This window comes from Pseudooceanicola nanhaiensis DSM 18065 (assembly GCF_000688295.1).
GTDB classification, from domain to species: Bacteria; Pseudomonadota; Alphaproteobacteria; order Rhodobacterales; family Rhodobacteraceae; genus Pseudooceanicola; species Pseudooceanicola nanhaiensis.
The window spans coordinates 1,227,989-1,252,057 of sequence record NZ_JHZF01000013.1; the positions used below are offsets into that span (position 1 = coordinate 1,227,989).

Below are 24,069 nucleotides of genomic sequence, written 5' to 3' on the forward strand. Positions count from 1 at the left end.
GATGGGACGCGCGCGCACCATCACCCGCCGCAGCCTGCTTGTCGGCGCCACCGCCATCGCCGGGGGCGTGGCCTTCGGCGCCTATGTCGTCCGCCGTCCGCCGGCCAATCCGCTCGCCGCCGGTCTGGGGCCGGGCGCGGCGACCTTCAACCCGTGGGTCCGGATCGACGGCGAGACGATCACCCTCATCACCCCGCATGCCGACATCGGGCAGGGCGCGACGCATATGCAGGCGCTGCTGATCGCCGAGGAGATGGACCTCGAGCCCGGTCAGTTCGTGACCGGTTTCGGCCCGCCCGCCGCGGCCTATTACAACACCGCCATGGCCGACGAGGTCGGCGCCGGGATCTCGGCCACGACGCCGGTGCCCCCGGCCTATGCCTCGGCCGCGGCCGGGACGATCATGAAGGTGCTGGGTTTCCAGGGCACCGGCGGCTCGAGCTCGACGCCCGACAGCTTCGTGAAGCTGCGCGAGGCCGGCGCCATGGCACGCGAGACGCTGAAGGCCGCCGCCGCGGTCGAGACGGGCGTGCCGGTGGCCGATCTGCGCACCGAGGCGGGGCAGGTGATCCTGCCGGACGGCACGGCGATCCCCTACACCGGCCTTGCCGCCCGCGCGGGACAGATCGCGCCCGTCGAGGGCACGCCGCTGCGCGACCCGGCGCTCTGGCGCTACATCGGCAAGCCGACGCAGCGGCTGGACATCGTGGCGAAATCGACCGGCACGCAGCTCTACGGCATCGACTTCACCGCAGAGGGCATGCTGCACGCCGCCGTCCGCACAAGCCCCCGGCGCGGCAGGCTCATCTCCTACGACGCCAGTGCCGCCGAGGGGATGCGCGGCGTCGTGGCGATCGTCGAGGTCACGGACGGCGTGGCGGTGATCGCCGACAACACGTGGCGGGCCTTCCGCGCGCTCGATGCCATCCGGTTCGACTGGGGGCCCGCAGACTACCCCGCCGAGCAGTCGGAGCATTGGGACATCGTCGCCCGCGCGTTCTCCGACGGTCCGCTGAACGCCGTCTGGCGCAACGACGGCGCCTCCGAGGAGAGGCTGGCCTCGGGCGAGGTGGTCGAGGCCGAGTTCCGCGCGCCCTATGTCGCGCACCAGCCGCTCGAGCCGCTGACCGCCGTCGTGCGGGTGAACGAGGACAGCACCGACGTCTGGACCGCCACCCAGATCCCGCGCTTCCTGCAATCGGTCGTGGGCGGCGTCACCGGCCATGCGTCCGACGACGTGCGGGTCCACAACCTTTATGCCGGCGGCTCCTTCGGGCACCGGCTCGAGGCCGCGCAGGTCCGCATCGCGGCCGAGATCGCGAACCGGCGCCGCGGCGTGCCGGTGCAGCTGACCTATTCGCGCGAGGAGGATTTCGCGCAGGATTTCCCCCGCCATATCGCGATGGCCCGGGCGCGCGGCAAGGTGGCCGACGGCAGGGTGACGGCGCTCGACATCTCGGTCGCGGCCGCGCCGATCATGTCGTCGCAGGCGGGACGGCTGGGATACGCGGTGAACGGGCCGGATGCGCAGATGGCGGCCGGCATCTGGAACGCGCCCTACGCCCTGCCCGACTTCCGCGTCCGCGCCTTCGAGGCGCGCGGCCTCGCCCCCGTCTCCTCCTGGCGCTCGGTCGGGGCCTCCTGCGGGGGGTTCTTCCTGGAGACCTTCCTCGACGAGCTGATCCATGCCGCCGGCGCCGATCCGGTGGCCGAGCGGCTGCGCCTGATCGACGATCCGGTCGCCCGCCGCGTGCTGGAGACCGCCGCCGACATGGCCGGCTGGGGCCGGGCGCCCGCACCGGGGCGGGGTTTCGGCGTCGCGCTGGTCGAGAGCTTCGGCGTTCCCGTGGCCGAGATCGTGGAGGTCGCCGCAACCGGCTCCGGGATCCGGATCGAGAACGTCTGGGTCGTCGCGGATCCCGGCACCGTCATCGACCCGGTGAACATCGAAAACCATGTGCAGGGCGCCGTGGTCTGGGGCCTCGGGCACGCGATGAACTCCGAGATCACCTATTCCGACGGCATGGCGCAGCAGACCAATTACCACGACGCCGAGGGGATGCGGCTGCACCAGTGCCCCGAGATCCACGTGCGCGTGCTCGAGGACAACCCCGTGCTGCGCGGTATCGGCGAACCCCCGGTGCCGCCCGCGGCCCCGGCGCTCGCCAACGCCATCTTCGCGCTGACCGGCACGCGTCTGCGCGAGATGCCGTTCAGCCGCCATGTGCAATTCGTCTGAGGGCCACGCCATGAAACCCTTCGCCATCGTCGCCGCCCTCGCGCTCGCCGGACCGGCCCTCGCCGAACAGGCGGTCGTCGCGCCGCCCGAGGCGGGTTCGGTCAGCCGCGCCGACGGGCTCGCCGCATGGGACCGCGTCTACGAGGTCGTCTCGCATCCGCGCTGCGCCAATTGCCACGTGGGGCCCGACAACATCCCGATGTGGTCGGGGCCGAGCTATGGCACCGCCCGCAAACACGGCATGAACATCAACGCGGGCGAAAGCCGGATGGGCGCGGAATACGTGCCCTGCGCGGCCTGCCACGTGCAGCGCGCGCAGGAGGACCTCGCCGACAACGGCCCGAACGAGCCGCCGCAGGTCGCGCTGGCGTGGCAGCTCGCGCCGGTGGAGTTCCAGTGGTTCGGCAAGACCTCGGCCGAGATCTGCGCCCAGATGGCCGACCCCGAACGGACCGGCGGGCGGGACTGGGTGGCGCTGGCCGAACATCTGGCCGAGGACGCGCATCACGGCGGCTTCGTCGCCTGGGGCTGGAACCCCGGCGGCGGGCGGGAGCCCGCGCCCTACGACCTCCAGCGCCATATCGACGACGTCCTGGCCTGGGGCGCTGCCGGCACCCCCTGCGCGGATTGAGGAGGCAGCGCCCATGTCCAACTTCGCCACACTCGGCTTCGCCGGACGCCTGCTGATCGTGCTGGCGGCGGTGCATGTGATCGCCGTCGCCTTCACCGGCTTCGACGCCGCCGCGATGGAGACCCTGCCGTGGGGTCTGCTGGCCGCCATCGCCGGGATCGCGCTGACACGCGGCTGGCGCTGGTTCGGCTGGTGCGCGCTGGTCGGCTGCATCGTGGCGGTCGGCGCGGTGCTGGGCGGGGTGGGCGTCTCGGCCCTGCCGGCCTCGGCGCTTTATGCGCTCGCGGCGCTGCTCGCGCTGACCGCGGCCTCGCTCTTTGCGACGCTCTGGAAGCCGCGGCCAGACGCGCTCAGTTGAAGGCCATCGGCAGCGAGAAGCTGTAGCTCCCCCTGGTCAGCCCGGCCGGCGCGCGCGGCATCCGGCCTGCGCTCCGCACCGCCTGCAGCGCGGCCCGGTCGAGCCGCGGGTTCCCCGACGAGCGCGCGATGCCCGCCGCCGCGACCTGGCCCGCGGGGGTGACCGTCAGCGCGATCACCACCTGGCCGCCGCGGCCGCCCGGGTGGCGCTTGCGGCTCTCGATCCGGGCGCGCACCTGGGCGCCCCAGGAGGCGACGAGGCTCTGCTCCTGCCCGCGCGACAGCGTCTTGGCGGCCGACCGCGTGGCGGTGCCCGCCTGCGACGCGCCGCCGGAGCCCGCGGATCTCTGCGCCTGCCGCGGCGCGCTGTCCTGTTCGGCATTCGACGGCGTCCGCTCGGCACGCCTCACCTCGGGTTTCGGCGGCTGCGGCCGTTCGGGCGGCGGGCGAAGGCTGGCCTTCGGCGCCAGCTCGGACTCGGGCGGCGGCGGCGCCTCGGTGTCGATCTCGGGCAGGGCGGCGAGGTCGGTGGGCGCGGGGCGCGGGGCCTCTCTCTGCGGCCGCTCGGGCGCCGCGTCGGGGGTGGAGCGGGGCGCGTCCTGCGCCACGTCGGGCGGCGGCGGCATGTCCGGCACCGCGACCTCGAAGCTCGTGTCGGGCGCGGGCGGCAGCGGGGTGTCGGGATCGACCGTCGGCAGCGCGGCCATGTCGGGACGGGCCTCGGGCAGCGCGGCGAGGGCCGCGCGCGGCGGAGGCGCGTCGGCCTCGGCCTGCGGGCGTTCGGGCGTGTCGCCCTGGGGCGGCGGTGCGTCCGGGCTCTCGACCTCGGCCGCGGTGTCGGGCGGGCGGTCCCATTGCTCGACCAGCGCCGCGACCTGTTCGGAGGCGGGCGCGACCGAGGCCGCGTTCTCGCCGCCCTGGCCGCCGGTGTCCGCACCGCCCTCGTGCGAGGGCAGCCGGACCGCCAGCGCGAGGTGCAGCCCCGCGGCCAGCGCGACGAAGGCGGTGATCTCGAGCGCGCGCCTCATTCCGGCGCGACCACCAGCGCGACATCCGTCAGCCCGCGCCCCGCGAGGTCACGGAGGGCGCGCGCGACGGCCTTCGCCTCGGCCTCGGCATCGGCGCGGAACAGCGGCGGGGCGTCCGCCGCCGCGGCCTCTTCGGCGAAGGCGGTCATGGCGGGCGCGCCGGTCAGGTCGCGGAACGCCAGCGTGCCGTCGGCGCCCATGAACAGGATGACCTGCGCGGATGTCCCCTCTTCGCCGGTCGCCCGGGGCGGGGTCACCTCGATCGGTTCCGGCGGCGCCAGCTGCGAGGTCATCAGGAAGAACACCAGCAGCAGGAAGACGACGTTGATCATCGGCACGATCGATTCGCCGCGCGGGCGTTTCCGGGGGGGCGCGAAATCCATCATTCGACCAGCACCACGCTGGTGAACCCGGCCTGCCGCAGCGCGGTCGCGACGCTCACCACGGCCTGCAGCTTCGTCCCTTCGGCGCCGCGCAGCACGATGGTGTCGTCGGGCGTCTCGGTCAGGTCCGCCAGCGCCGCGGGCAGGGCGGCGGGATCGGTGGCCATGCCGTTCAGCGTCAGCCCCCCGGGCCGCAGCTCGACCAGCCGTGGCGGGCCGGAATAGCCCGCGCCGCTGCCCGCCAGCGGCACCGGCAGGACGTCGTCGAGGCCGAAGCGCGAGGCCAGCATGAAGAACACCAGCAGCAGGAAGACCACGTCGATCATCGGCGTGAGGCTCGGCCTGCGGCGCGGCCGGGGGGGTGGCGCGAGGTCCATCCGCTCACTCCGCGGCGAGGTCGATCTCGCGCAGGCTGCCCTTGGGCCGCTCCGCCACGAAGATCCGGGCGGCGAGGTCCTCCATGTCGGCGCGGACCGCGTCGATCACCGATTCGAACCAGGTCAGCGCGGCCGAGGCGGGGATCGCGACGGCCATGCCGGCGGCGGTGGTCAGCAGCGCCTCCCAGATGCCGCCCGCGAGCAGGGCGGGATCGGCGCGGTTGCCGGCCTCCTGCAGCGCCTGGAAAGCCGCGATCATGCCCAGAACGGTGCCCAGCAGACCCAGCAGCGGCGCGATGGTCGCGATCAGTTCCAGCGCGCGCAGGCCCGAGGACTGGTCGGCCAGCAGCCGTTTCGCCACGCGCGAGGTCTCTTCCCGCGCCGAGGCGTCGTCGAGCTGCATCCGGGCCTCGAGCGCCGTGCGCGCCAGCCGGCTGCGCAGCCCGCGCCGCTTCTCGAGCCGCCGGAGCGCCTCGGTGGCACGGCCCTGTTCCCAGAGCGCGACCGCCTCGGCCGAGGGCTTGCGGGACCATGCTCCGGCAAGCGACAGGCGCCACGTCTTCCACAGGATCAACGCCAGCGTGATGACCGAGAGCGCGGTGATCGCCCAGATCGCCGGGCCGCCGTTTTCGAGGAAGGCGAGCGCCCGGGACAGCGCGTCCTGCGGCACCTCGGCGGCCGGCGCCTCGGCCGGGATGTCGGCAGTGGCGGGGGTGTCGGACCGGAGGTCGGCGGCGGCCGGGGCGGTGTCCGCCGGGTCGGCGGTCGCTCCGGCACCGTCCTGCGCAATGTCGGGGCTTTGGGTGGCGGCGGGGCCGGTGTCGGCCTCGGGCACGGTCGGAGCGGCGGGGGCTTCGAAACTCGGCGCGGCGGGCGCCTCGGTCTGTTGCGCGGCGAGCGGGGCGGCGATGGCGCCGGCGAGCAGGCCCGCCGCGAGTGCCCTGGTGAATCCTGCCGAAACGCTCATGTCGTCTCCAATCCTGATACTGCCCGACGGCCCGCGCCGTGCTCCGGCCGGGACACGGCTTTGCGCCCCGGGTAGTGAAACCTAGAAAAAGAGTCAAGTTATAGCGGCCGGAGGCGTATCGGCTCCCCCCGGCCCTGGCGGGGCAGCGGGATGGTCCATTGGGGTCTGGAGGCGCGCGCCGCCTTCTGGTAGCGAAGATGTCAGGAAAAAACCTATTAAAAGAATCGGATATGTGGGCGGGCGCGGTCCCGGCCCACGCGCGCCCCGGAGGGCCCGCCATGGACGGCATGAATGACGACGACCGGCCAGACATCACCCCGGCTCGGGACGCGACGGAGGGCATGCCGACCTACGACGCCCGCGCGCTGACCGGGGGCGGGGCGCTTGCCGGGATCGTGCTGGACGGTCAGCTCTACATGCTGCGGATCACCAAGGCCGGGAAACTGATCCTGACCAAGTGAGGCTCAGGCGATCCGGACGAGGTGGTTGTCCCACGCCCGGTCGCCCTGCGCGGTCAGCACCAGGGCGCCGCCGGTTTCGGCCAGGACGTGGCCCAGCCCGTCGGTCGCGACGAACCCCGCCCGGCCCGCGGCGAGGCCGCAGATGTCGGGCTGGCGGTGGCTCGCCTCGAACCCGCCGTCGGGGCGGAAGACATGCAGCCGGGCGCCGCGCGGAGAGGTGATCCCGACCATGCCCTCCGGCGAGATCGCGACGGACCCGGCATACCCCTCCATCGCCATCTGCTCGGCAAGGTCCGCGGTGCAGAGGATCGGCGCCGCGCCGCGCCGGTGCAGGCCGAGAAGCGGGGCGGGATCGGGCAGCTCGCCCTGCCACTGCATCGCGAAGGCGACCGTCCCGTCCCGCGCGGCGAGATGCCGGATGGAGTTCATGCGAAGTTCGGGCTCAAGTTCGACCACCTCCAGCAGGCCGAGGTCGGCGTCGACATAGGCGAGATTGGGCCGCATCGTGTCGATGTTCAGCTTTTCGCGGCCGCGGTCGGGGCGGGTGCGGATGCCGCCGTTGGCCACCGCCAGCACGTCGCCATCCAGCCGCAGGATGTCATGCGGACCGGTCCCGCCCGAGGCGATCTCTCCGATCCGCCGGTACTTCTCGCGCCGCGACCAGAGGCCGAGCCGGCCCGCGCCGGTCTCCCAGTCGTTCTCGGGGGTGACCAGCACGTCGCCATTGGCGATGAAGGCGCCGTGACCGTAGAAATGCCGCCCCTCGGGCGCGTGGAGCCGGTGCTTCAGGCTGCCAGAGACGCAGTCGATGACCAGCGCGAAGGTGCCGGGGCGGCGGGCGAAGGCCACCGCCTCGGGCGCGGTCGGGTGGGCGGCGGCGGCATGGCCCCGATCGGGCAGCGCGATGCGGAAGACGTCCTGCCCCGAGGCGGCCAGCCCGAAGAGCGCATGGGCGCCCGAGGGTTCCTTCGCGGCGGCGAGGTAGGCGGGGCTGCCCGCATCCGCCCAGGAGAGCGATGGCGCGGAGGCGGCGGCGAGGAGGCCCGCGAGAAAGCTGCGCCGCGTGGTCATCTCAATCCCCGTCCGCCGAGTTGAAGCCCTCGGTCACGCCGAGCTGGTCGCCGATCTCGCCCGCCACGGCGGCGGCGACGGCGTCGATGCGCTGCTGCAGGATCTCGACCTTCAGCCGCCCGGCCGGGTCCTCGACCCCGGCGAAGACCGGGTCGTCCAGATCGGCCGCCGTCTCCAGCGCGGTGGCGAAGGCCGCTTCCGTCACCGGGATCGGCTGGTCCGAAAGCGCGCGGGCCAGGTCGCGCAGCGCCTCCAGCGACAGCGTCACGTTGCGCAGCGACCGGCCCGAACGGCGCGCCTCGGCCCGGGTGGGGCGGGGGCGGTCGAAGGTGCCGAGCGGACGGGCGATCCTTGTATCCGCGTCGAATTCCAGCGCGGCCTGCAGCGCGGTGTAGAATTGCTGCTGCACCTCCTTTTCCGAAAGGTAGCGGCGGTCGGCCGACCCTGCCGGATCGAGAAGCAGCGGCGCCTCGGTCTCGCGCCATTCGGTTTCGACCTCGGCCGCCATCCGGGCGAGGTCGGTCGCGGTCGCGGCGACGAGGCGGCAGGTGTAGCTGCCCTCGGCGTAGCCCTTGTAGGCCGGGTCGTAGAGCAGGTGTTCCAGCGCGAAGAGCCCGCGGGCGGCGACCGAGACCTCGGCAAAGGCGGCGGGATCGTCGATCGCCGCGTCCGCGTCGGCGATCAGCCGGGCGAGGGCGGCCGGAACCATGCCGCGGGTGTCGGGCCAGAAGGCGATGGCGAGGTTGCGGCCCTGCTGCTCCACCGGGCCGAAGCTCAGGTGCGAGGCCCCCAGCCAGGCGTCGAAGGCAGCGTGGAAGGCGGGGCGCACGGCCTCGGCGGTGCAATCCTGCGCCGCCGTGTCGGCCAGTGCCTGCGCGCCCGCCGTGAAGCCCGCGAAGGCCGGAAGGGCGTGATCCTCGACCGCCTCCCGGACACCGGCCTGCAGGGGGGAGGCGAGGCAGAGGAGGAGGACGAGGGGACGTATCATAGGCTCTCCAGGAATTTCACGAGCGCCGCGCGGTCCTCTGGCGGCATCTCCACGACCCGGTCGCGGGCGGGCTGCGCCTCGCCGCCGTGCCACAGCACCGCCTCGAGCAGGGAGCGTGCCCGGCCGTCGTGCAGGTAGTAGCTGTGCCCGTTGACCTGCGGGGTCAGCCCGATCCCCCAGAGCGGCGCGGTGCGCCATTCGCGCCCCGATGCCGCGCCCTCGGGCCGGTTGTCGGCAAGCCCCTCGCCCATGTCGTGCAGCAGAAGGTCGGTGTAGGGCCAGATCAGCTGGAAGCTCTGCTCGGGGCGGTCCTCGAGCCGGGCGGTGACGAACTTGGGCGTGTGGCAGGCGGTGCAGCCGGTGTCGTGGAAGACCTGCTTTCCGCGCAGCACCTCCGGGTCGTCCATGTCGCGCCGGGCGGGAACGGCAAGGTTGCGGCTGTAGAAGGTCACGAGGTCCAGCCCCTCGGCATCCACCTCGGTGCCGCGTTCGTCGCCGTCGCCGTGCGGACCCGCGCGGCAGGCGGCCTCGGCCTCGGTGCAATCGCCCCAGGGGGCCTCGAAAACGGGGGTGGAGATGCCGATGTCGCCCGCGAAGGCGGCGGCGCTCTGTTCGCGGATCGTGGGGGCGCCGGCCTTCCAGCCGAAGCGGCCCAACATGGGGCGATGGTGATCGAAGGACCAGACGGCCTGCGGGCGGCCCGAGATGCCGTCGCCGTCGCGGTCCGCGGGGTCGGCATGGGCAAGGATGTCGGCGGCCGGGATCGCCTCGAGCAGGCCGAGGCCGATCATCTGCGGCGCCACCCGGGGAGAGAGCATCGCGCCCTCGGCCAGCGGGCCATACCCCAGGTCGTCGGCGCGCCATGTGGGGCTGCGGAGCGACGCGGTCTCGCCGCCGGACAGGGTGACGGGCACCTCCTCCCACGCCACGCCCAGCCTGTATTCCGCCGTCTGGCCCGGGGTGGCGAAGTCCTGCAGCTGACCGCCGTAGACCGGATCGGGGCGGGTGCGGGGGGTCTCGTCGCCGATCGACAGCAGGAACGCCTCGATCTCGGACATCTCGCCGCCCTCGGGGGCGGGGACGGAGATGCGCAGGAACATCGAGGTCGCGTCGTCCTCGGGCCCCTCGGGCGGATGGCCGCGGCCGTCCTTCAGGTGGCAGCGCTGGCAGGACCGGGCGTTGTAGAGCGGGCCCAGCCCGTCCGAGGCAAGCGTCGAGGAGGGGGCCGAGACCCAGAGCTTCCTGAACAGTCCGTTGCCGACCTTGAACTCCAGCTCCTGCTCGAACGACAGGTTCGCCGAGAACTGGGAGAAGGCGTTGCTGTCCGGCAGCACCCGCACGGTGGCGGCGCCGGCGGGATTTCCCTCGAAAGGCTCGGGTTCGGAGAAATCGGTGGCGGGCGCGGTGACGCCCGCGATCCGCTTCGCCTCGTCCTCGGTGCGCGGCACCACCGAGAGGTGCGGGTCGCCGGCAAGCTCGGCCGGATCGGCCGCCCAGAGACCGGAGGCGGAGAGGCCGGTCAGAAGACCGGCCACCAGCGTCGTGCGAAAGGGACGGGTCAGGCCTGTCCGGTCACTCGGCGTCATCGGCCGATTTGGCCTGAAGCAGTGCGAAGCCCTGGAGCCCGAGCGACTCGTGGAGCTCGAGCTGGGTTTCGAGGAAGTCGATATGACCTTCTTCATCGGCAATCAGTTCTTCGAAGAGGTTCTTGGAGACGTAATCCCGCACCTTCTCGCAATGATCGCGGGCCTCGATGTAGAGGTTGCGCGCGTCATGCTCGCCGGCGAGGTCGGCCTCCATCGTCTCTTTCAGGTTTTCCCCGATCCGGAGCGGATCGAGCTTCTGCAGGTTCGGGTGGCCTTCGAGGAAGATGATCCGCTGGATCAGCTTGTCCGCATGGTGCATCTCCTCGATGCTTTCGGCGCGCGACTTGTCCGCGATCTTGCCGAAGCCCCAGTCTTCCTGGAGCCGGTAGTGCAGCCAGTACTGGCTCACCGCCGTCAGTTCACTCCTGAGAGCTGCGTTGAGATACTCGATGACCTTCTCGTCGCCCTTCATCGCGCCACGTCCTTCTTCCTGTTGCGGAGGTTACGCAGCACCCGCGGCACGGCGAGACTGTCGTTCAGCTCCATTGTGTCCAGGAAGTTCGGCAGGCAACCGCCGCAATCGGGCCGTTTGCCCAGGGCCCGATAGACCTTCCCGGGGGTCACGATCGTATCCGGGTCCGCGGCCCGCATCCAGTCGATGGCGGCGTGAATCTCGCGGTCGGTGATCGAGGCACAGTGGCAGACAATCATGTCGGTGATCCCGGGACAAGCGGAAGGCGCCGCGGGGCGCCCGCCGCGCTGTGGTTACTGGAAAACGGCGTTCGGGTTGTCGAGGCTGTCGGACCCTTCGAATCCGATCCGGTCAAGCTCGAGCGCCGTGACGGCGCGTTCGATCGAACGGGTCTGCTGCACGAGCGCGTCGACGGCGGCCATGATGATCGCCTCGCCGCCCTCGTCGCCGCGGGCGAGCATCTGGTCGTAGGAGAAGCCGCCCTCGGCCGCGGCCTTCAGCTGGCCCAGCTTGACCATCGTCGCGTTCAGGTCGGCCTGCAGGGCGGCGTCGACCTCGGGGTCGGCGGCCGCCACCAGTTCGGACAGGGACGGCCCGTTGATGACGGTGCCGTCGACGCCGACGTATTGCCCGAAATAGACGTTGTGGATGCCGAGCCCGTCGTAGAAGTGGCTGTTGTGGGTGTTGTCGGAGAAGCAGTCATGCTCCTCCTCCGGGTCGTTCAGCATGACGCCGAGCTTCATCCGCTCGCCCGCCTGCTCCCCATAGGACAGCGAGCCCATGCCGGTCAGCATCGCCGTCAGGCCCGCCGCCTCGTCCGAGGTGACGGCCATGCGGGCATCGCCGCCCTCGGCCCATTGCCGCGTCATCCATTCGAGATCCGAGATCAGCAGGTCGGTCGCCGCCGTCAGGTAGGCCGCGCGCCGGTCGCAATTGCCGTTCGTGCAATCGTCGCCCTGGGCATAATCTGTGTAGGGCCGGTCGCCCGCGCCGTGTTCGACGCCGTTCAGGTCCTGCCCCCAGAGCAGGAACTCGATCGCGTGGTAGCCGCTGGCGACATTGGCCTCGACCTCGTCGGCCTCGTGCAGCCTGTCCGAGATCAACTCGGGCGTGATCTCGGCCGCGTCGATCTCTTCGCCCGAGAGGGTGAACGTCGGGTTCGCGACCACGTTGAGCGCGGCATAGGCGTTCTCGTCCGTCGCGCCGCCATAGGTGGCGTCGACATAGTCGATCAGCCCCTCGTCCAGCGGCCAGGCGTTCACCTTGCCCTCCCAGTCGTCCACGATCGGGTTGCCGAAGCGGAACGCCTCGGTCTGCTGATAGGGGACCCGGGCGCGGATCCAGGCCGCGCGCGCCTCGGCCAGCGTCCGGTCGGAGGGATCGGCCAGCAGCGCCTCGATCGCGGTCGCCAGATCCTGCGCGGTGGAGAGGCTGTCGCCATAGGCCGCCTCGGCGATGTCTGCGTAGGTCTCGAGCACGGCGGCCCGGTCCTGCGCGGCGGCCGGAAGGGTGAGGGCGGTGGTCATGGCGAGGCTGGCGGTCAGCGTCCGGATCATGCGGGGTCCTTTCGAGTGTCCGTGATCGGAATCGGCCGGCGGCCGGGTCCGGGTGTCACCCCATTTCCTGACTGATTAAGTCAGCCAAGTCAAATCCGATTGTTTTGCTTGGTCACCCCCGCGTGAGCGCCAAAAGAAAAGGCCGGCCCCGTGAGGGGCCGGCCAGGGTATCGCGACGTTCGGAAGGCTTACTGCGAGATCGCGGCGTTGTTGCCCGAGCCGACCTGCGAGAAGCCCGCGGTGTTGGCGTCGCCGACCTGCACCACGGCAACCTGGTTGCCCGCGCCGAAGCCGGTGCTGTCCTGCTTGCCGGTGATGACGTTGTCGCTGCCGAGCTGGGCGGCTGCGAAGACGTTGTTGTTGCCGAAGACGTCCATCGTGAAGCTGTTGTCGCTGCCGAACTGCCCGATGACACCAGCGGGCAGCAGCATGCTGGCTGCGTCGCTGCCTGCGGTGAAGCCGAGCGCGCCGCCGTTGAAGTCGCCGTCCACGTTCAGGTCGATCCCGTTCGCGCTGCCGACCTGCAACATCCCGACTTCGTTCGAGTCGCCGGAAATGACGGTGCCGTTCAGGTTGGTGTTGCCGACCTGCGTGAACCCGATGTTGTTCGAGTCCCCGGTGATGGCCGCCACCGAGATCGTGTTGCCGCTGCCGTTCTGGTACGCGCCGATCTGGTTGAGGTCGCCGGAGATCGTGATCGTGCCGACGGTATTGCTGCCGCCGAGCTGGGTGGTCCCGAACTGGTTCTGCTCACCGCTGATGTCGAGCGTCGCGGTGGTGTTGCCGCCACCGATGCTCGTGTTCTGGATGAGCGAGGAGGTCGTTGCACCCGACAGGTCGGCAAAGCCGGACAGCGCGCCGTTGCCGTTGTCCGACCCGGTCATGGTGACGGTCAGCAGGTTGCGCCTGTTGCCGCCGATGCCCGAGGTCTGGCGGATCAGCGCGATGGTGTCGCCGGCGCCGTCCTGCGTGACGGTGGCGTAGTTCGCCGTGCTGGAGCCCTTGGACTGGAGGAGCGCCTCGATGGTGTTGTCGTCGCCGCTCTGGGTCAGGGTGGCGCGGTTGTTGGTGAAATCGCCCGTGGAACCCGAGTTCTGGACCGCGGTGCCGATCTCGTTGCGGTCGCCGCTCTGGAGCACGGTCATCGCGTTGCCGGCGCGGGTGCCGGTGGCCGAGCCGTTGTGGTTCTGGCGGACGCCCGAGACGCCGTTGAACGCGGTCGTGCCTTCGCCGAGGCTGTTGTTCGCACCCGACTGGGTCACGTCCACATCGTTGCGCGCGCCGTTCTGGCGCAGGTTCTGCGACGCGGAGCCGGCCACGTTGTTGCTGCCGCCGCTCTGGTCGATCAGGGCGGCGTTGCCGGTGCCGGCCTGGTCGAGATAGGCGTCGTTGCCGTCTGCATAGGCCGCGGACATGGACAGGCCGAGCGCGGTGCTTGCTGCCAGTGCGTATTTGATGGTCGTCATGATCGTTCCCTTCATGAAATCCGGCGCGCCCCGGAATGCCCCCCCGGGCCTTGCGGAGGAGGGCGGCGCCGTTTTTTTATCCTGCCCGGAAAAAGCCGGGGCCAAGCCCCGGCAGCGTTGAAATTATTTTGGAATTGGCAATCGCTGGTTGAAACCTCGTCTTCGTCCCGATTCCGGCAATTCAGTTTCGGGCGTTAATAGAGGTTAACAACCAAATGGGATGACGTAACGCAAGCTTCTTGCACGTTCTTGCCCCAAAAAAGACAATATTAACGGTCTCGACGTGTCTGAAACCGGGAATGGCGCTTTATTGTTTCCGGAAGCGAACCGAATCCGCAAACTTCGCGCGGCAAATCGGGCCACAAGATGGCGAAACGGGTGAGTCGCGCCCCATTTCCGCCCGGGCGCTCAGGCTGCTCAGTGCTCGACCGCGCCTTCCGGCTCGATCTTGCCGCGCTGCGCCAGGAAGCGCGCGACCAGCGACACGCCGAGCGCCCAGGCCGCCCCGAGGGTCCAGCCGGCCAGCACGTCCGACGGCCAGTGGACGCCCAGGTAGACCCGGCTGAGCCCGACCAGGACCGTCACCAGCGCGGCCACGATGATGTGGAAGGCCTTGAGCCGCGCCCTGGTCTCGAGCCGGGCCAGCATCACGGCCAGCGTCAGGTAGGTCACCGCCGACATCATCGAATGGCCGGAGGGGAAGGAGGCAGTCACCACCTCGACCCCGTGCGGAACGAGGTCGGGGCGGGGGCGGCCGAAGAAGCCTTTCGCCACGGTCGAGACCAGCGCGCCGCCGATGATCGCGAGCGTCAGGAAGAGGGCGGAATGCGCCTGCCGGATCAGCAGCAGGTAGATCACCACGGCCGAGGTGATGAGCGTGATGATCGTCACCCCGCCGAGCGCGGTCAGGTCCCGCATCATGACCTCGATGGTGTGGCCCCCGATCGGGTCGGTCGGGTCGCCCGGGGTCCGCAGCGCCATCAGGATCGCCTCGTCGAAGGCGTGGAACTCGCCTTCTGCCATCTCCGATGCGATCTCGACAAAGGCCCAGAGCGCGCCGGTGCAGATGAGCAGCACGATCAGCGTGGCAATCTCGAGCCGGGCAATCGGGGCGGACAGGAAGGTTGGCAGGCGCATGGTGGCTCCGGATCTGGGGGTGGGCGTTGAGACTGGGGCGGCAACGGCCCGAGGCAAGATGCCCCGGGCCGCGGCGCTCAGATCGCTTCCAGCCCGCACCATTCCGCAATGAAGAGCGCGATGGTCCCGGTGACGCGTTTCACCGAGGCGAGGCTGACCCGTTCGTCGAACCCGTGGATGCCCTCGGAATAGGGGCCGTAGACGAGGCACGGCGTCTCGCCGTAGATCACGAACACACGGCCGTCGAGGTAGCCGGGCGTGACGAAGCTTTCGAGCGGTTTGCGGTAGCTCGCCATATGGGCGCGGGTGAGGGTTTCCTCGGCGGCGCTGCCCTCCTCCAGCACGTAGCCTTCGGCGAAGAAGCCGTTGAAGATCACTTGCGGAGGGTTGTTGGCGAGGAAGGGGATGCCGTCCGAGACGCGGCGCAGATGCGTTTCGATCTCGCGCGCGGCGTCCTCGGCCCGGGTGCCGGGGTAGATCGCGATGCGGCAGTCGAATTCGCACCAGGCGGGCACCGAGGAGGCCCAGTCGCCGCCCACGATCTTGCCCACGTTGAAGTTGATCGGGTGATCGAGGTCCTCGAAATGCCGGTGGTCGCCCTTGCGGGCGTTCCATTCCTCTTCCAGAGCCCGCAGGACGCGGATCAGCTCGTAGGCGGCCTCGATGGCATTGGCGCCTGCGCCCGCCTCGCGGACATGGACAGGAACGCCCTCGACGCGCACGCGGAACCAGATCACGCCGGTATTGGCGCGGACCAGCTTGTCATCCTCTGGCTCGGGAATGATCGCCGCATCCGCGCGGTAGCCGCGCTGCAGGCAGGCCAGCGCGCCGTTGCCGGTGCATTCCTCTTCGACCACCGATTGCTGGTAGAGCGTCGCGGCCGGCCGGTAGCCCAGCGTTTTCAGCGCCTCGACCGCGAAGATGTTGGCGGCGAGGCCCGCCTTCATGTCCGCGACGCCGCGGCCATAGAGCCAGTCGCCATCCCGGCGCGGCGCGAAGGGCGGCGAGGTCCACATCCCCTCGGGCCCCGTGGGCACGACGTCCACATGGCCATTCAGGATCAGCGAGCGGCCCTTTTCCTCGGCCGGGCGCAGGGTGCCCACCACGTTGATCGCGTTGGAATAGTCCACGTCGACCGGGGAGAACCCGGGGTGATGACGGATCGCCTCCACGTCGATGGCCCAGCGGTCCATCGTGTAGCCGCGGGCCTGCATCTCGCGGAACAGGAAGTCCTGCGCGGTGTGCTCCTGCCCGCGCAGCGAGGGAAAGCGCGACAGCTCTTCGGTGAAGGCCACCTGATCCTCGAACCCGGCATCCACCGCGGCGAGGATGCGGTCGGTCAGCTCCTGCGACAGCGGGCTCATGCGTCGCCTCCCAGGAAGCCGCCGAGGAAGCTCTCGAGCGAGGTGGTGAGATCCGTCGAGAGATAGCCGCCCTCCTGCACCAGCACCGTCGGATACCCCGCGGCAGCGATCATCTCGCCGGCCTGCCGGAAGCCGTCGAACGTCACCGCCATGCCCTTGAGCGGGTCGTTCTCGTGCGCGTCGAGCCCGAGGCTCACCATCAGCGCGCCCGGCCCGAAGCCGTTGATGTGGCGCAGCGCGTCCCGCAGCGTGTCGAGCCAGGGGCCGTCGCCGGTGCCGCGGGGCAGGGGGAAGTTGCGGTTGAACCCCTCGCCGTCGCCGGTCCCGGTCTCGGCGGCATGGCCCACGAAGAACGGGTAGTATTCCCGCGGATCGGCATGGATCGAAACGGTCATCACGTCGGCCCGGTCGTAGAAGATCGCCTGCGTGCCGTTGCCGTGGTGCACGTCGATGTCCAGCGTCGCGACCTTCTGGTGCCCGCGCCTGAGTCGGGCGGCGGCGATGGCCGAGACGTTCATCAGGCAATGCCCGGCCGCGATCTCGGCCGAGGTGTGATGCCCCGGCGGCCGGCAGAGCGCATAGGCCGCGCGCTCGCCCGCCAGAACGGCGTCGGCGGCGGCCACGGCGCAATCGGCGGCGCGGCGGGTGGCCAGCCAGCTGCCCTTGCCGACCGGCGCGGCGGTGTCGCCCATGTGCCAGCCCGCGCGGGCCACGAGATGCTCGGGATAGCTTGCGGCGGCATCCCGGGGGAAGACGTTGGGGATCACCTCGGGCCCGGCATCGGGCAGCGCCTGCCATTCGTCCCAGCAGGTCTCGAGGAAGTCGATGAAGCGCGGGCTGTGCACCGCCTCCAGCGCGGAGCGCGGCGCCTCGGGCGGGTCCGAGACGGGCAGCCCGAGGGCCTCGAGCCCGGCGAGCAGGAGCCTCGCCCGCTCGGCCTGTTCCGCGTTCCGGGCGATCTGCCCGTGGGTCAGCCGGAATTTCGGGTCATGGGCCTCGGTCTCCGGCGCGTAGAAACATTTCATCTGGTCTGCCCTTCCTACTGCGGCCTTTGCAGGCACCCTGTTCCGCATGGCGCCGGAGGGCAAGGCCACATCGCAGCTTGCCGCGCTTCCGGGAGAATCCGCTTGACCTTGCGGGATGCGATGGCCCTCCCTGCGCGAAGACCGCAACAGAAAGAGACGCCCATGACCGACGATCCCGACACGCTCTCCGCCCGCGAACTGGCACACCGCATCCGCGAGGGGCGGCTTTCCGCGGCCGCGGTCACGCGCGGGGTGCTCGACAGGATGGCGCGGGTGAACCCCGGGATCAACGCGATCGTGCAGGAATGCGGCGACGCGGCGATGGCCGAGGCCGAGGCGGTCGACCGCAAGGCCGCGGCGGGCGAGAGGCTGGGCATCCTCGCGGGCGTGCCGGTGACGATCAAGGTGATCGCCGACCAGGCGGGCTATGCCACGACCAATGGCACGACCCTTGCCAGGGACCTTGTCGCGAAGGCGGACAACCCCTTCCTGCGCAACATGCGCGCCGAGGGGGCGATCGTCGTCGGGCGGACCAACACGCCCGCCTTTTCCTACCGCTGGTTCACCTCGAACCTGATCCACGGCACCACCGTGAACCCGCGCAACCACGGGCTGACGCCCGGCGGCTCCTCGGGCGGGGCGGGCGCGGCGGTGGCGGCGGGGCTCGGGCATATCGCCCATGGCACCGACATCGCGGGGTCGATCCGCTACCCGGCCTATGCCTGCGGCATCCAGGGGCTGCGCCCGACCCCGGGGCGGGTGCCCTATTTCAACGCGACCTCGGGCGACCGGGCGATCGGGCCGCAGATGATGGCGGTCTCGGGGCCGCTGGCGCGCCGGGTCGATGATCTCCGCCTCGGGCTCGAGGCGATGGCGGGCGAGGATCCGGACGATCCCTGGAGCGTGCCGGTGCCGCTGCGCGGTGCCCCCTACCGCCGCCGCGTGGCGCTGGTGACCCATCCCGGCGGGATCGACACCGACCCCCGCATCGTCGACGACCTGCACCGCGCGGCCGGGATCCTGCGCCGCGCCGGCTGGGAGGTCGAGACCCCGACCCACGTGCCCGAGATCCGCGAGGCGGTGGAGCTGCAGACCGATCTCTGGCTCTCGGACGCCTATGCCGACAAGCTCGCCGCGGCGGAGGCCGAGGGCGATCCCGGCGCGCTCGCCTGTCTTGGCAAGTTCCGCGAGCGGGCCTCGACCATCGACACGGCACGGATCACCCGGCTCTTCATCCGGCGCTCGGCGCTGGCCCGGGCGTGGCGCGCCTTCCTTGCCGATTACCCGGTGGTGCTGACACCCGTCTCGGCGGAGCTGCCGTTCAAGCAGGACGAGGATCTCGAAGGCCCCGAAGTGCTCGACCGGCTGTGGGAGGCGCAGCTGCCGCAGGTCGCCATCCCGCTGCTCGGCCTGCCGGGCGCGTCGGTCTGCTCGGGGATCGAGGGCAACGTGCCCTCGGGCGTGCACATCGTCACCGCACCCTGGCGCGAGGACATCTGCCTCGACGCGGCGGAGGTGCTGGAGGCGGGCTTCGGCGTGCCGGAGGTGGCCGGCTGAGCGCTCAGAACAGCGGCTTCTCCATGTAGACCCGGTCGAAGCCCTTCTCGGACACCCGGTGCGTCTCGCGGTAGCCGATCCGGGTGTAGAGCGCGACGTTCTCGACCATCTTCTCGTGGGTGTAGAGCCGCATCCGCTCGAACCCGGCGGTGCGCGCGACCGCCTCGGCCTCGGTCAGAAGCTGTCGCCCGACGCCCAGCCCCTGCGCGCCCGGGGCGACGGCGATGTTGTCCAGGAGCATCGCGTCTTCCTGCGGGACGAGGACCAGCACCCCGCAGAGGCCCCGCGCCGCGTCCTCGCTCACCCGGACCCGGCCCGCGGCCACGAGGCCCGCGTAATCGTCACCCATCGGCCCGGGCTCCCGCCCGATCCGCGCGACGTAGGGGGCGTAGGCCTCGCGCACGAGGCGTGCGACGGCGGGGACGTCCTCGGGCGTGGCAAGCCGGATGGACTGGGACATGGCACCTCCTCACCCGCGCGGACAGCCCGTGCGGCCCGGCCATCCTTTCAGGCGGGGGGCTTCGACACAACGCGCCCGCCTTCGCCATCGGCCGTTGCCCGCGCACGCGGCATCCCTGCCACGGGCCGAACGGACGCAAACGCCCCGGCGGCCGGAGGCCCCGGGGCGCGTTCAGGTGGCGGAAAGGATTGCGCGTTACTTCAGCGCGCCGACCTCGCGGTAATACCGCTCCGCGCCCGGGTGCAGCGGCATGTCGGCGAGCGACTGGACCGCGTAGTCGATGTCCAGCGCCCTGGCCCAGGGGGCGTCGGTCGAGATCGACCCGATGTTCTCCCAGAACGCCCTGGTGACCTGGTAGATCGTCTCCTCGTCCAGATCCGCCCGGACGCCGATCCCGACGGCCGTGTCGTTCGACATCACCGGCCCCTCGTTGACCTGCCCCTTGTACTGGCCCGCCGGGACCTCGGCGAGGTAGCGGAAGTTGCCGAGGAACTTGGTCACCGCCTCGCCCTCCCACGCCTCGGGGCCGATGAAGCGGACGTCCTCGGTCTCGGTGAACTGGATGAACTGCTGGCAGGGGTCGAGGCAGCCGTTGACATACATGTCGATCTTGCCGTCCAGGAACGACTGGAAGCCGGTCGCCCAGTTGGCGGTGATCGCCTCGTAATCCTCGCCCGCGACGAGGCCGGTCGTCGCCTCGATCCAGCCCTTGGCCGCGTTGAACGCCCCGCCGCCGGCGGGGCCGAGGAAGACCGTCGTGCCTTCCAGATCGTCGAGCGTCCGGATGTCGCTGCCGGCGCGCACGGCGTAGTGGTACTGGCCGTAGGGGAACCACATCAGCAGCGCGACGTTCCTGGCGGCCTCCGCGGCGTCGGGCTCGTTGCCATACATCGCCGTGCCCTTCGCCATGAAGTTGTAGATCGTCGGCGAGGCCATGAACATGTCGAGGTTGCCGCGCGCGGCCTCGAGCTGGTGCACGGTGGCGGCGCCGCCGCCCGCGACCTCGATCTCGATGTCCTCGAGGTGGTCGTTCACCACGTTGGCGAAGGTCGCCATGGTGATCGCCTGCCCGAGGGAGGGCTCGATCGTTGCCATCTTGAGGGTGGTCTCGGCCAGCACCGGGCCGGTCGCGAGCGCGAAAGCGGCCGTCGCCGCGAAGGTCAGTGATCTCATCTTGGTCTCCTCCTCAGAATTCGTTCAGTTCGGCACCGCCTGCGCGCGCCGCGAGAGCACCAGCCCCGCGACGATCACCGCAAGCCCCGCCAGCGCCGCCGGCATCGCGATGGCGAGCTGCGGCAGCAGGGCGAGAAATCCCAGGACCCCGCGCAGGATCCGCTCCGGCGCCGAGAGGCGCGCCCGGTCGTAGCCCGCGAAGGCCGAGGCGATGAGCCACATGGCGAGCGTGAAGGCCGTGATGATCCAGGCGAGGTCGATCCAGCCCACGGTGCCGATGTCGATCATCGCGCGCGAGACGACGCGCTCCTCCCCGAACCACTCGAAGATCACCTGCAGCTTGTAGAGCACCGCCGGGTGATAGGCGAAGACGAAGGGGATCAGGAACCCGGCGAAGGCGATCCTGGCGGCCTGGAACCCGGTGCGGATCGGGTCCGCGCCCGCGATCGGCGCGGCGGCGAAGGCCGCGAGCGCCACGGGCGGCGTGACCGTCGACATCATCGCGAAGACCACGACGAAGAGGTGCAGCGTCAGCGGCGGGATCCCGACCGCGTCGATCCCCGAGGACAGGGCGATGACGATGATGAAGTAGGTGGCCCCCGGCGGCAGCCCCATCCCCAGCACGATGGCGCCCAATGCCACCACCATCAGCACCACCGGCAGCGGCCCGTCCGCCACCTGCGCGAGCAGCAGCGACAGTCGGCCCGCGAAGCCCGAGGTCTGGATCAGCCCGACGATCAGCCCGATGGCCGTCACGATCACGACGATGGAGGCGGACATCCGTCCCGCATCCACGAAGGCCGCCCAGATCCGGGCGCGGGAGCGGAAGTCGCTGAAGAGGATGGCCGAGGCCGCGAGCGCCACGACGAAGCCGTAGAACCCGGCCTTGGGCACCGAGGGCTGCGCGAAGAGGAAATAGGACAGCGTTCCGAGCGGGGCGACGAAGACGAGGCATTGCACCCATTCCCTGCGGGTGAGCTTCGGCCGGGCGGTGTCGGGCAGGGCGCCGATGCCGAGGCGACGCGCCTCGAAATAGACGGCGAGGAAGGTGCCGAGGTAGTAGAACACCGCCGGCACGATGGCCGCCACGACGATGTAGCGGTATTCGAGCCCGATCTGCCCCGCGACGAAGAAGGCCACCACCCCCATCACCGGCGGCATGATCTGCCCGCCGGTCGAGGCCGCGGCCTCCACCGCGCCCGCGAAGGCCGGCCTGAAGCCCGAGCGCTTGATGACCGGGATCGTCATCACCCCCGTGGAGACCACGTTGGAGATCGCCGCCCCCGAGAGCGTCCCGAAGAGCGCCGAGGAGGCCACCGCCGCATGCGCCGCGCCTCCCGTCAGCCCTCCGGTCAGCCGGTTCGCGATCTTCATCAGCAGATCGCCCGCCCCCGAGGCCATCAGGACCGCGCCGAAGACGATGAAGATCAGGACGTTGCCGGTCACCACCTGGATCGGCTGGCCGAACATGCCCCCGGTCTGGGCCCAGAACTGCAGGACCATCTGGCGGAGGTTCTGGGCGATCGTGGCCTCGGACCCTGCGAGGATCCCGGTCCAGCCGGGCAGGAGGCCCTTCACGAAGAAATAGAGCACCCAGAAGAGGCAGAAGGCGACGATGAAGCCGCCGAAGAGCCTGTAGGTCAGGTAGAGCGTGATGAGCGTCGCCACCGTGAACATCAGGTAATCGAGCGGCCGGACCGTCGGGAGCATCCCTGCGTCGCTGGCGAAGATGTTGGCGATCCAGCTCGAGAACGCGACGACAGCCAGCACCGCGAGCACCCGGTTGGTCCAGCGCAGGCTGTCGCGCACCGGCAGGACCAGCAGCGAGATCACGAAGCTCAGCACGATGGGCAGGCCGATGATCAGCCCCGTGGGCAGCAGCACCGATTGCTCGAAGCTCCGGTAGGACGCGCCCAGCCAGTGTTCGCGCAGGAAGACCCGCTGGTCGCGGCGGCTGAGCGCGTCGAAGCCGGGAGAGGTCGCCTCGATCACCCAGCGGACGAATTCGCTGATCGGGCCGGAGGCGGCGTAGAGCAGGATCACAAGCGTGAAGACCACCGCCACCACGTCGGCGATGCGGCGGTCGGAACGTCCGGCGAGGGGCGCCTCAGTGCTCATCGTCGCGCGCCGGTGCGTGGACCTGCCGTGCCGGGCCGCGGTAGGCCTCGGTCAGCTCGGGCGGCACTTCGGAACCGTCCACGAGGAATGGCATGATCCCCTTGCGGAGCGACGCGCCCCGCGCGCGTTCGATGTCGGCATCCGACATGGTGACGCGCTGCGCGAGGCGGCGGCCCCAGGTGGCGAGGTGGTCGTAGAGGCGGTCGATCCGCTCGGCGTGGGCGGGATCGTCGCCGAGGTCCGCGAACTCGTCCGGATCGGTCTCGAGGTCGAAGAGCATCGGCCGGAAGCCGCCCTCGAAATGGATGAGCTTCCAGCGCCCGTCGAAGACCATGAAGATCCGCGCATCCCGGGGGCTGACCCCGAGCGCCTTGCAGCGCGGGGTGACGGAGTAATCGTATTCGCTGATGACGAAGTCGCGCCACGCGGGCCTCTCGCCCCGGAGCCACGGCATCAGGGACCGGCCTTCGAGGATGTGGTCCGGCACCGCGCCGCCCGCGGCCTCCACGAAGGTGGCGGCAAGGTCGATCGCCTCGACCAGCGCGTCGCAGGTGGTGCCCCGGGTGCTGTCGGCCTCGGCCCGGGGATCGCAGATGATGAGCGGGATCTTCACCGCCGCCTCGTGGAAGAAGTCCTTCTCGCCCAGCCAGTGATCGCCCAGATAATCGCCGTGGTCCGAGGTCAGGACGATCATCGTGTCGTCCATCTGCCCCGTCGCCTCGAGATGATCGAGCAGCCGCCCGAGCTGGTCGTCGCATTGCCTGATGAGCCCCATGTAGGCCGGGATCACCTTCTCGCGCACCTCGTCGCGCTGGAAGGCGTCGGCGACCTTGGTCTCGTGATAGGCGGCTAGGACGGGGTGCGGGTCCTCCAGCTCGGCCGTGTCGCGGACCACGGGCAGGATGTCGCCCGTCCCGTACATGTCGTGGTAGGGCGCGGGGACGATATAGGGCCAGTGCGGCTTGATGAAGGAGACATGCGCACACCAGGGCCCCTTCGCCTGGTCCAGGAAGCGGATGGTCTCCGAGGTCAGCCAGGGCGTCTCGCTGTCCTCCTCGCGGATGTTGGCGGGCTTGTCGGCGTTCATGAATATCCAGCCCGTGGCCATCTCGCCGTTCTCGACGCCTGCGTTGGCGTAATCCGCCCAGGGGTTCTCGCCGTCGTAGCCCTTGCCCTTGAGGTATTCGTTGTAGGGCGAGCGTTTCGCGTCGTAGAACCCGTCCGGCCCCTGTCCCCAGAGTCCGTCGTCGCGTGCCCAGGCGTCGAAGCCGCAATCGGCCTGCCTTGCGCCGATCTCGGTGTCCGGCGCAAGGCCGAGGCGGGCCATGCCCTTCGCGTCGGCCTTCATGTGGGTCTTGCCGAGCAGCCAGCATTCCATGCCGAGCTCGCGCAGGTGGTCGCCGAGCGTGATCTCTCCGACCCGGAGCGGGAAGCCGTTCCACTGCGCCCCGTGCGACGAGACGTAGCGCCCGGTGTAGAAGCTCATCCGCGAGGCGCCGCAGATCGGCGACTGGACATAGGTGTTGGTGAAGCGCACGCCCCGCGCCGCGACGCGGTCGAAATTCGGCGTGTGCAGATGCGGGTGCCCGGCGCAGCTCAGATAGTCGAACCTGAGCTGGTCGTACATGACGAACAGGATATTCATGCGCCTCC

Annotated in this window: 22 protein-coding genes and 1 pseudogene; 5 read left to right on the top strand and 18 right to left on the bottom strand. The window is 70.5% G+C overall.

What is annotated here, in order from left to right; translation table 11 throughout:
• Window position 1: 1 nt before the first annotated feature.
• The 3 genes from Q344_RS0116025 to Q344_RS0116035 are packed head-to-tail and all read left to right on the top strand — an operon-like array spanning window position 2 to window position 3,228.
• Window positions 2-2,239 carry a xanthine dehydrogenase family protein molybdopterin-binding subunit gene (locus Q344_RS0116025; RefSeq protein WP_028287639.1) on the top strand — a complete coding sequence of 746 codons (2,238 nt, stop codon included), beginning with the start codon at window positions 2-4 and terminating at the stop codon, window positions 2,237-2,239.
• Window positions 2,240-2,249: 10 nt separating this feature from the next.
• Window positions 2,250-2,870, top strand: coding sequence for a hypothetical protein (locus Q344_RS0116030; RefSeq protein WP_028287640.1), 621 nt, complete (start codon window positions 2,250-2,252; stop codon window positions 2,868-2,870).
• Between the two features lie 13 nt (window positions 2,871-2,883).
• Window positions 2,884-3,228 carry a hypothetical protein gene (locus Q344_RS0116035; protein ID WP_028287641.1) on the top strand — a complete coding sequence of 115 codons (345 nt, stop codon included), beginning with the start codon at window positions 2,884-2,886 and terminating at the stop codon, window positions 3,226-3,228.
• Here Q344_RS0116035 and tolA read toward each other — a convergent pair.
• From tolA to Q344_RS0116055, 4 genes are read right to left on the bottom strand one after another with little or no spacing between them, the layout of a single operon-like run.
• On the bottom strand, window positions 3,221-4,255 hold the full coding sequence (tolA, locus tag Q344_RS25200) for a TonB family protein (protein WP_028287642.1): 1,035 nt from the start codon (window positions 4,253-4,255) through the stop codon (window positions 3,221-3,223). The two genes, Q344_RS0116035 and tolA, sit on opposite strands and share 8 nt — an antisense overlap.
• Window positions 4,252-4,641, bottom strand: coding sequence for a biopolymer transporter ExbD (locus Q344_RS0116045; RefSeq protein ID WP_342342020.1), 390 nt, complete (start codon window positions 4,639-4,641; stop codon window positions 4,252-4,254). The genes tolA and Q344_RS0116045 overlap by 4 nt, the downstream gene beginning before the upstream one ends.
• Window positions 4,638-5,015: an ExbD/TolR family protein gene (locus tag Q344_RS0116050; protein WP_028287644.1), complete on the bottom strand. Its 378-nt coding sequence runs from the start codon at window positions 5,013-5,015 to the stop codon at window positions 4,638-4,640. The genes Q344_RS0116045 and Q344_RS0116050 overlap by 4 nt, the downstream gene beginning before the upstream one ends.
• A gap of 4 nt (window positions 5,016-5,019) precedes the next feature.
• Window positions 5,020-5,982 (bottom strand): MotA/TolQ/ExbB proton channel family protein, encoded by a 963-nt coding sequence (locus tag Q344_RS0116055; protein WP_028287645.1) that lies wholly within the window; start codon window positions 5,980-5,982, stop codon window positions 5,020-5,022.
• A 278-nt stretch (window positions 5,983-6,260) separates the two neighbouring features.
• Here Q344_RS0116055 and hemP point away from each other — a divergent pair, with 278 nt between their 5' ends.
• A complete protein-coding gene (gene hemP / locus Q344_RS24210; RefSeq protein WP_063131888.1) occupies window positions 6,261-6,443 on the top strand; it encodes a hemin uptake protein HemP in 183 nt (60 codons plus the stop codon).
• Between the two features lie 3 nt (window positions 6,444-6,446).
• Here hemP and Q344_RS0116065 read toward each other — a convergent pair whose 3' ends face one another.
• From Q344_RS0116065 to Q344_RS0116110, 10 genes and pseudogenes are all read right to left on the bottom strand, one after another.
• Entirely contained in the window at window positions 6,447-7,514 is a 1,068-nt protein-coding gene (locus tag Q344_RS0116065; RefSeq protein WP_028287646.1) for a DUF1513 domain-containing protein, read from the bottom strand.
• 1 nt (window position 7,515) lies between these two features.
• Window positions 7,516-8,502 carry an imelysin family protein gene (locus Q344_RS0116070; protein WP_036539358.1) on the bottom strand — a complete coding sequence of 329 codons (987 nt, stop codon included), beginning with the start codon at window positions 8,500-8,502 and terminating at the stop codon, window positions 7,516-7,518.
• Entirely contained in the window at window positions 8,499-10,088 is a 1,590-nt protein-coding gene (locus Q344_RS0116075) for a di-heme oxidoreductase family protein (protein ID WP_084178443.1), read from the bottom strand. Before Q344_RS0116075 ends, Q344_RS0116070 begins: the two co-directional genes overlap by 4 nt.
• The gene (gene bfr, locus Q344_RS0116080; RefSeq protein WP_028287649.1) at window positions 10,075-10,560 is read right to left on the bottom strand and encodes a bacterioferritin; all 486 of its coding nucleotides are present in this window, start codon (window positions 10,558-10,560) and stop codon (window positions 10,075-10,077) included. Before bfr ends, Q344_RS0116075 begins: the two co-directional genes overlap by 14 nt.
• Window positions 10,508-10,799 (bottom strand): annotated as a pseudogene (locus Q344_RS0116085) ((2Fe-2S)-binding protein). Before Q344_RS0116085 ends, bfr begins: the two are co-directional and overlap by 53 nt.
• Window positions 10,800-10,853: 54 nt before the next feature.
• The gene (locus Q344_RS0116090; RefSeq protein WP_028287651.1) at window positions 10,854-12,116 is read right to left on the bottom strand and encodes an imelysin family protein; all 1,263 of its coding nucleotides are present in this window, start codon (window positions 12,114-12,116) and stop codon (window positions 10,854-10,856) included.
• A 188-nt stretch (window positions 12,117-12,304) separates the two neighbouring features.
• Complete coding sequence (locus Q344_RS0116095; protein ID WP_169739201.1) at window positions 12,305-13,582, bottom strand: beta strand repeat-containing protein; 1,278 nt, start codon at window positions 13,580-13,582, stop codon at window positions 12,305-12,307.
• 417 nt (window positions 13,583-13,999) lie between these two features.
• Window positions 14,000-14,719, bottom strand: a complete 720-nt coding sequence (locus tag Q344_RS0116100) for a phosphatase PAP2 family protein (protein ID WP_028287653.1) — start codon at window positions 14,717-14,719, stop codon at window positions 14,000-14,002.
• A 77-nt stretch (window positions 14,720-14,796) separates the two neighbouring features.
• Window positions 14,797-16,083: an ArgE/DapE family deacylase gene (locus Q344_RS0116105; RefSeq protein WP_036539361.1), complete on the bottom strand. Its 1,287-nt coding sequence runs from the start codon at window positions 16,081-16,083 to the stop codon at window positions 14,797-14,799.
• A complete protein-coding gene (locus tag Q344_RS0116110; protein WP_028287655.1) occupies window positions 16,080-17,108 on the bottom strand; it encodes a histone deacetylase family protein in 1,029 nt (342 codons plus the stop codon). The genes Q344_RS0116105 and Q344_RS0116110 overlap by 4 nt, the downstream gene beginning before the upstream one ends.
• A gap of 162 nt (window positions 17,109-17,270) precedes the next feature.
• Between Q344_RS0116110 and Q344_RS0116115 the strand changes: the two genes are divergently transcribed.
• On the top strand, window positions 17,271-18,665 hold the full coding sequence (locus Q344_RS0116115; protein WP_028287656.1) for an amidase family protein: 1,395 nt from the start codon (window positions 17,271-17,273) through the stop codon (window positions 18,663-18,665).
• A gap of 4 nt (window positions 18,666-18,669) precedes the next feature.
• Here the strand turns inward: Q344_RS0116115 and Q344_RS0116120 are convergent, their stop codons facing one another.
• The 4 genes from Q344_RS0116120 to Q344_RS0116135 form a co-directional block, all read right to left on the bottom strand.
• On the bottom strand, window positions 18,670-19,125 hold the full coding sequence (locus Q344_RS0116120; RefSeq protein ID WP_028287657.1) for a GNAT family N-acetyltransferase: 456 nt from the start codon (window positions 19,123-19,125) through the stop codon (window positions 18,670-18,672).
• 195 nt (window positions 19,126-19,320) lie between these two features.
• Window positions 19,321-20,298, bottom strand: coding sequence for a TAXI family TRAP transporter solute-binding subunit (locus Q344_RS0116125; RefSeq protein WP_028287658.1), 978 nt, complete (start codon window positions 20,296-20,298; stop codon window positions 19,321-19,323).
• Between the two features lie 24 nt (window positions 20,299-20,322).
• On the bottom strand, window positions 20,323-22,416 hold the full coding sequence (locus Q344_RS25205) for a TRAP transporter permease (RefSeq protein WP_051630694.1): 2,094 nt from the start codon (window positions 22,414-22,416) through the stop codon (window positions 20,323-20,325).
• Window positions 22,406-24,061 (bottom strand): sulfatase-like hydrolase/transferase, encoded by a 1,656-nt coding sequence (locus Q344_RS0116135; RefSeq protein ID WP_028287659.1) that lies wholly within the window; start codon window positions 24,059-24,061, stop codon window positions 22,406-22,408. The genes Q344_RS25205 and Q344_RS0116135 overlap by 11 nt, the downstream gene beginning before the upstream one ends.
• Window positions 24,062-24,069: the final 8 nt, after the last annotated feature.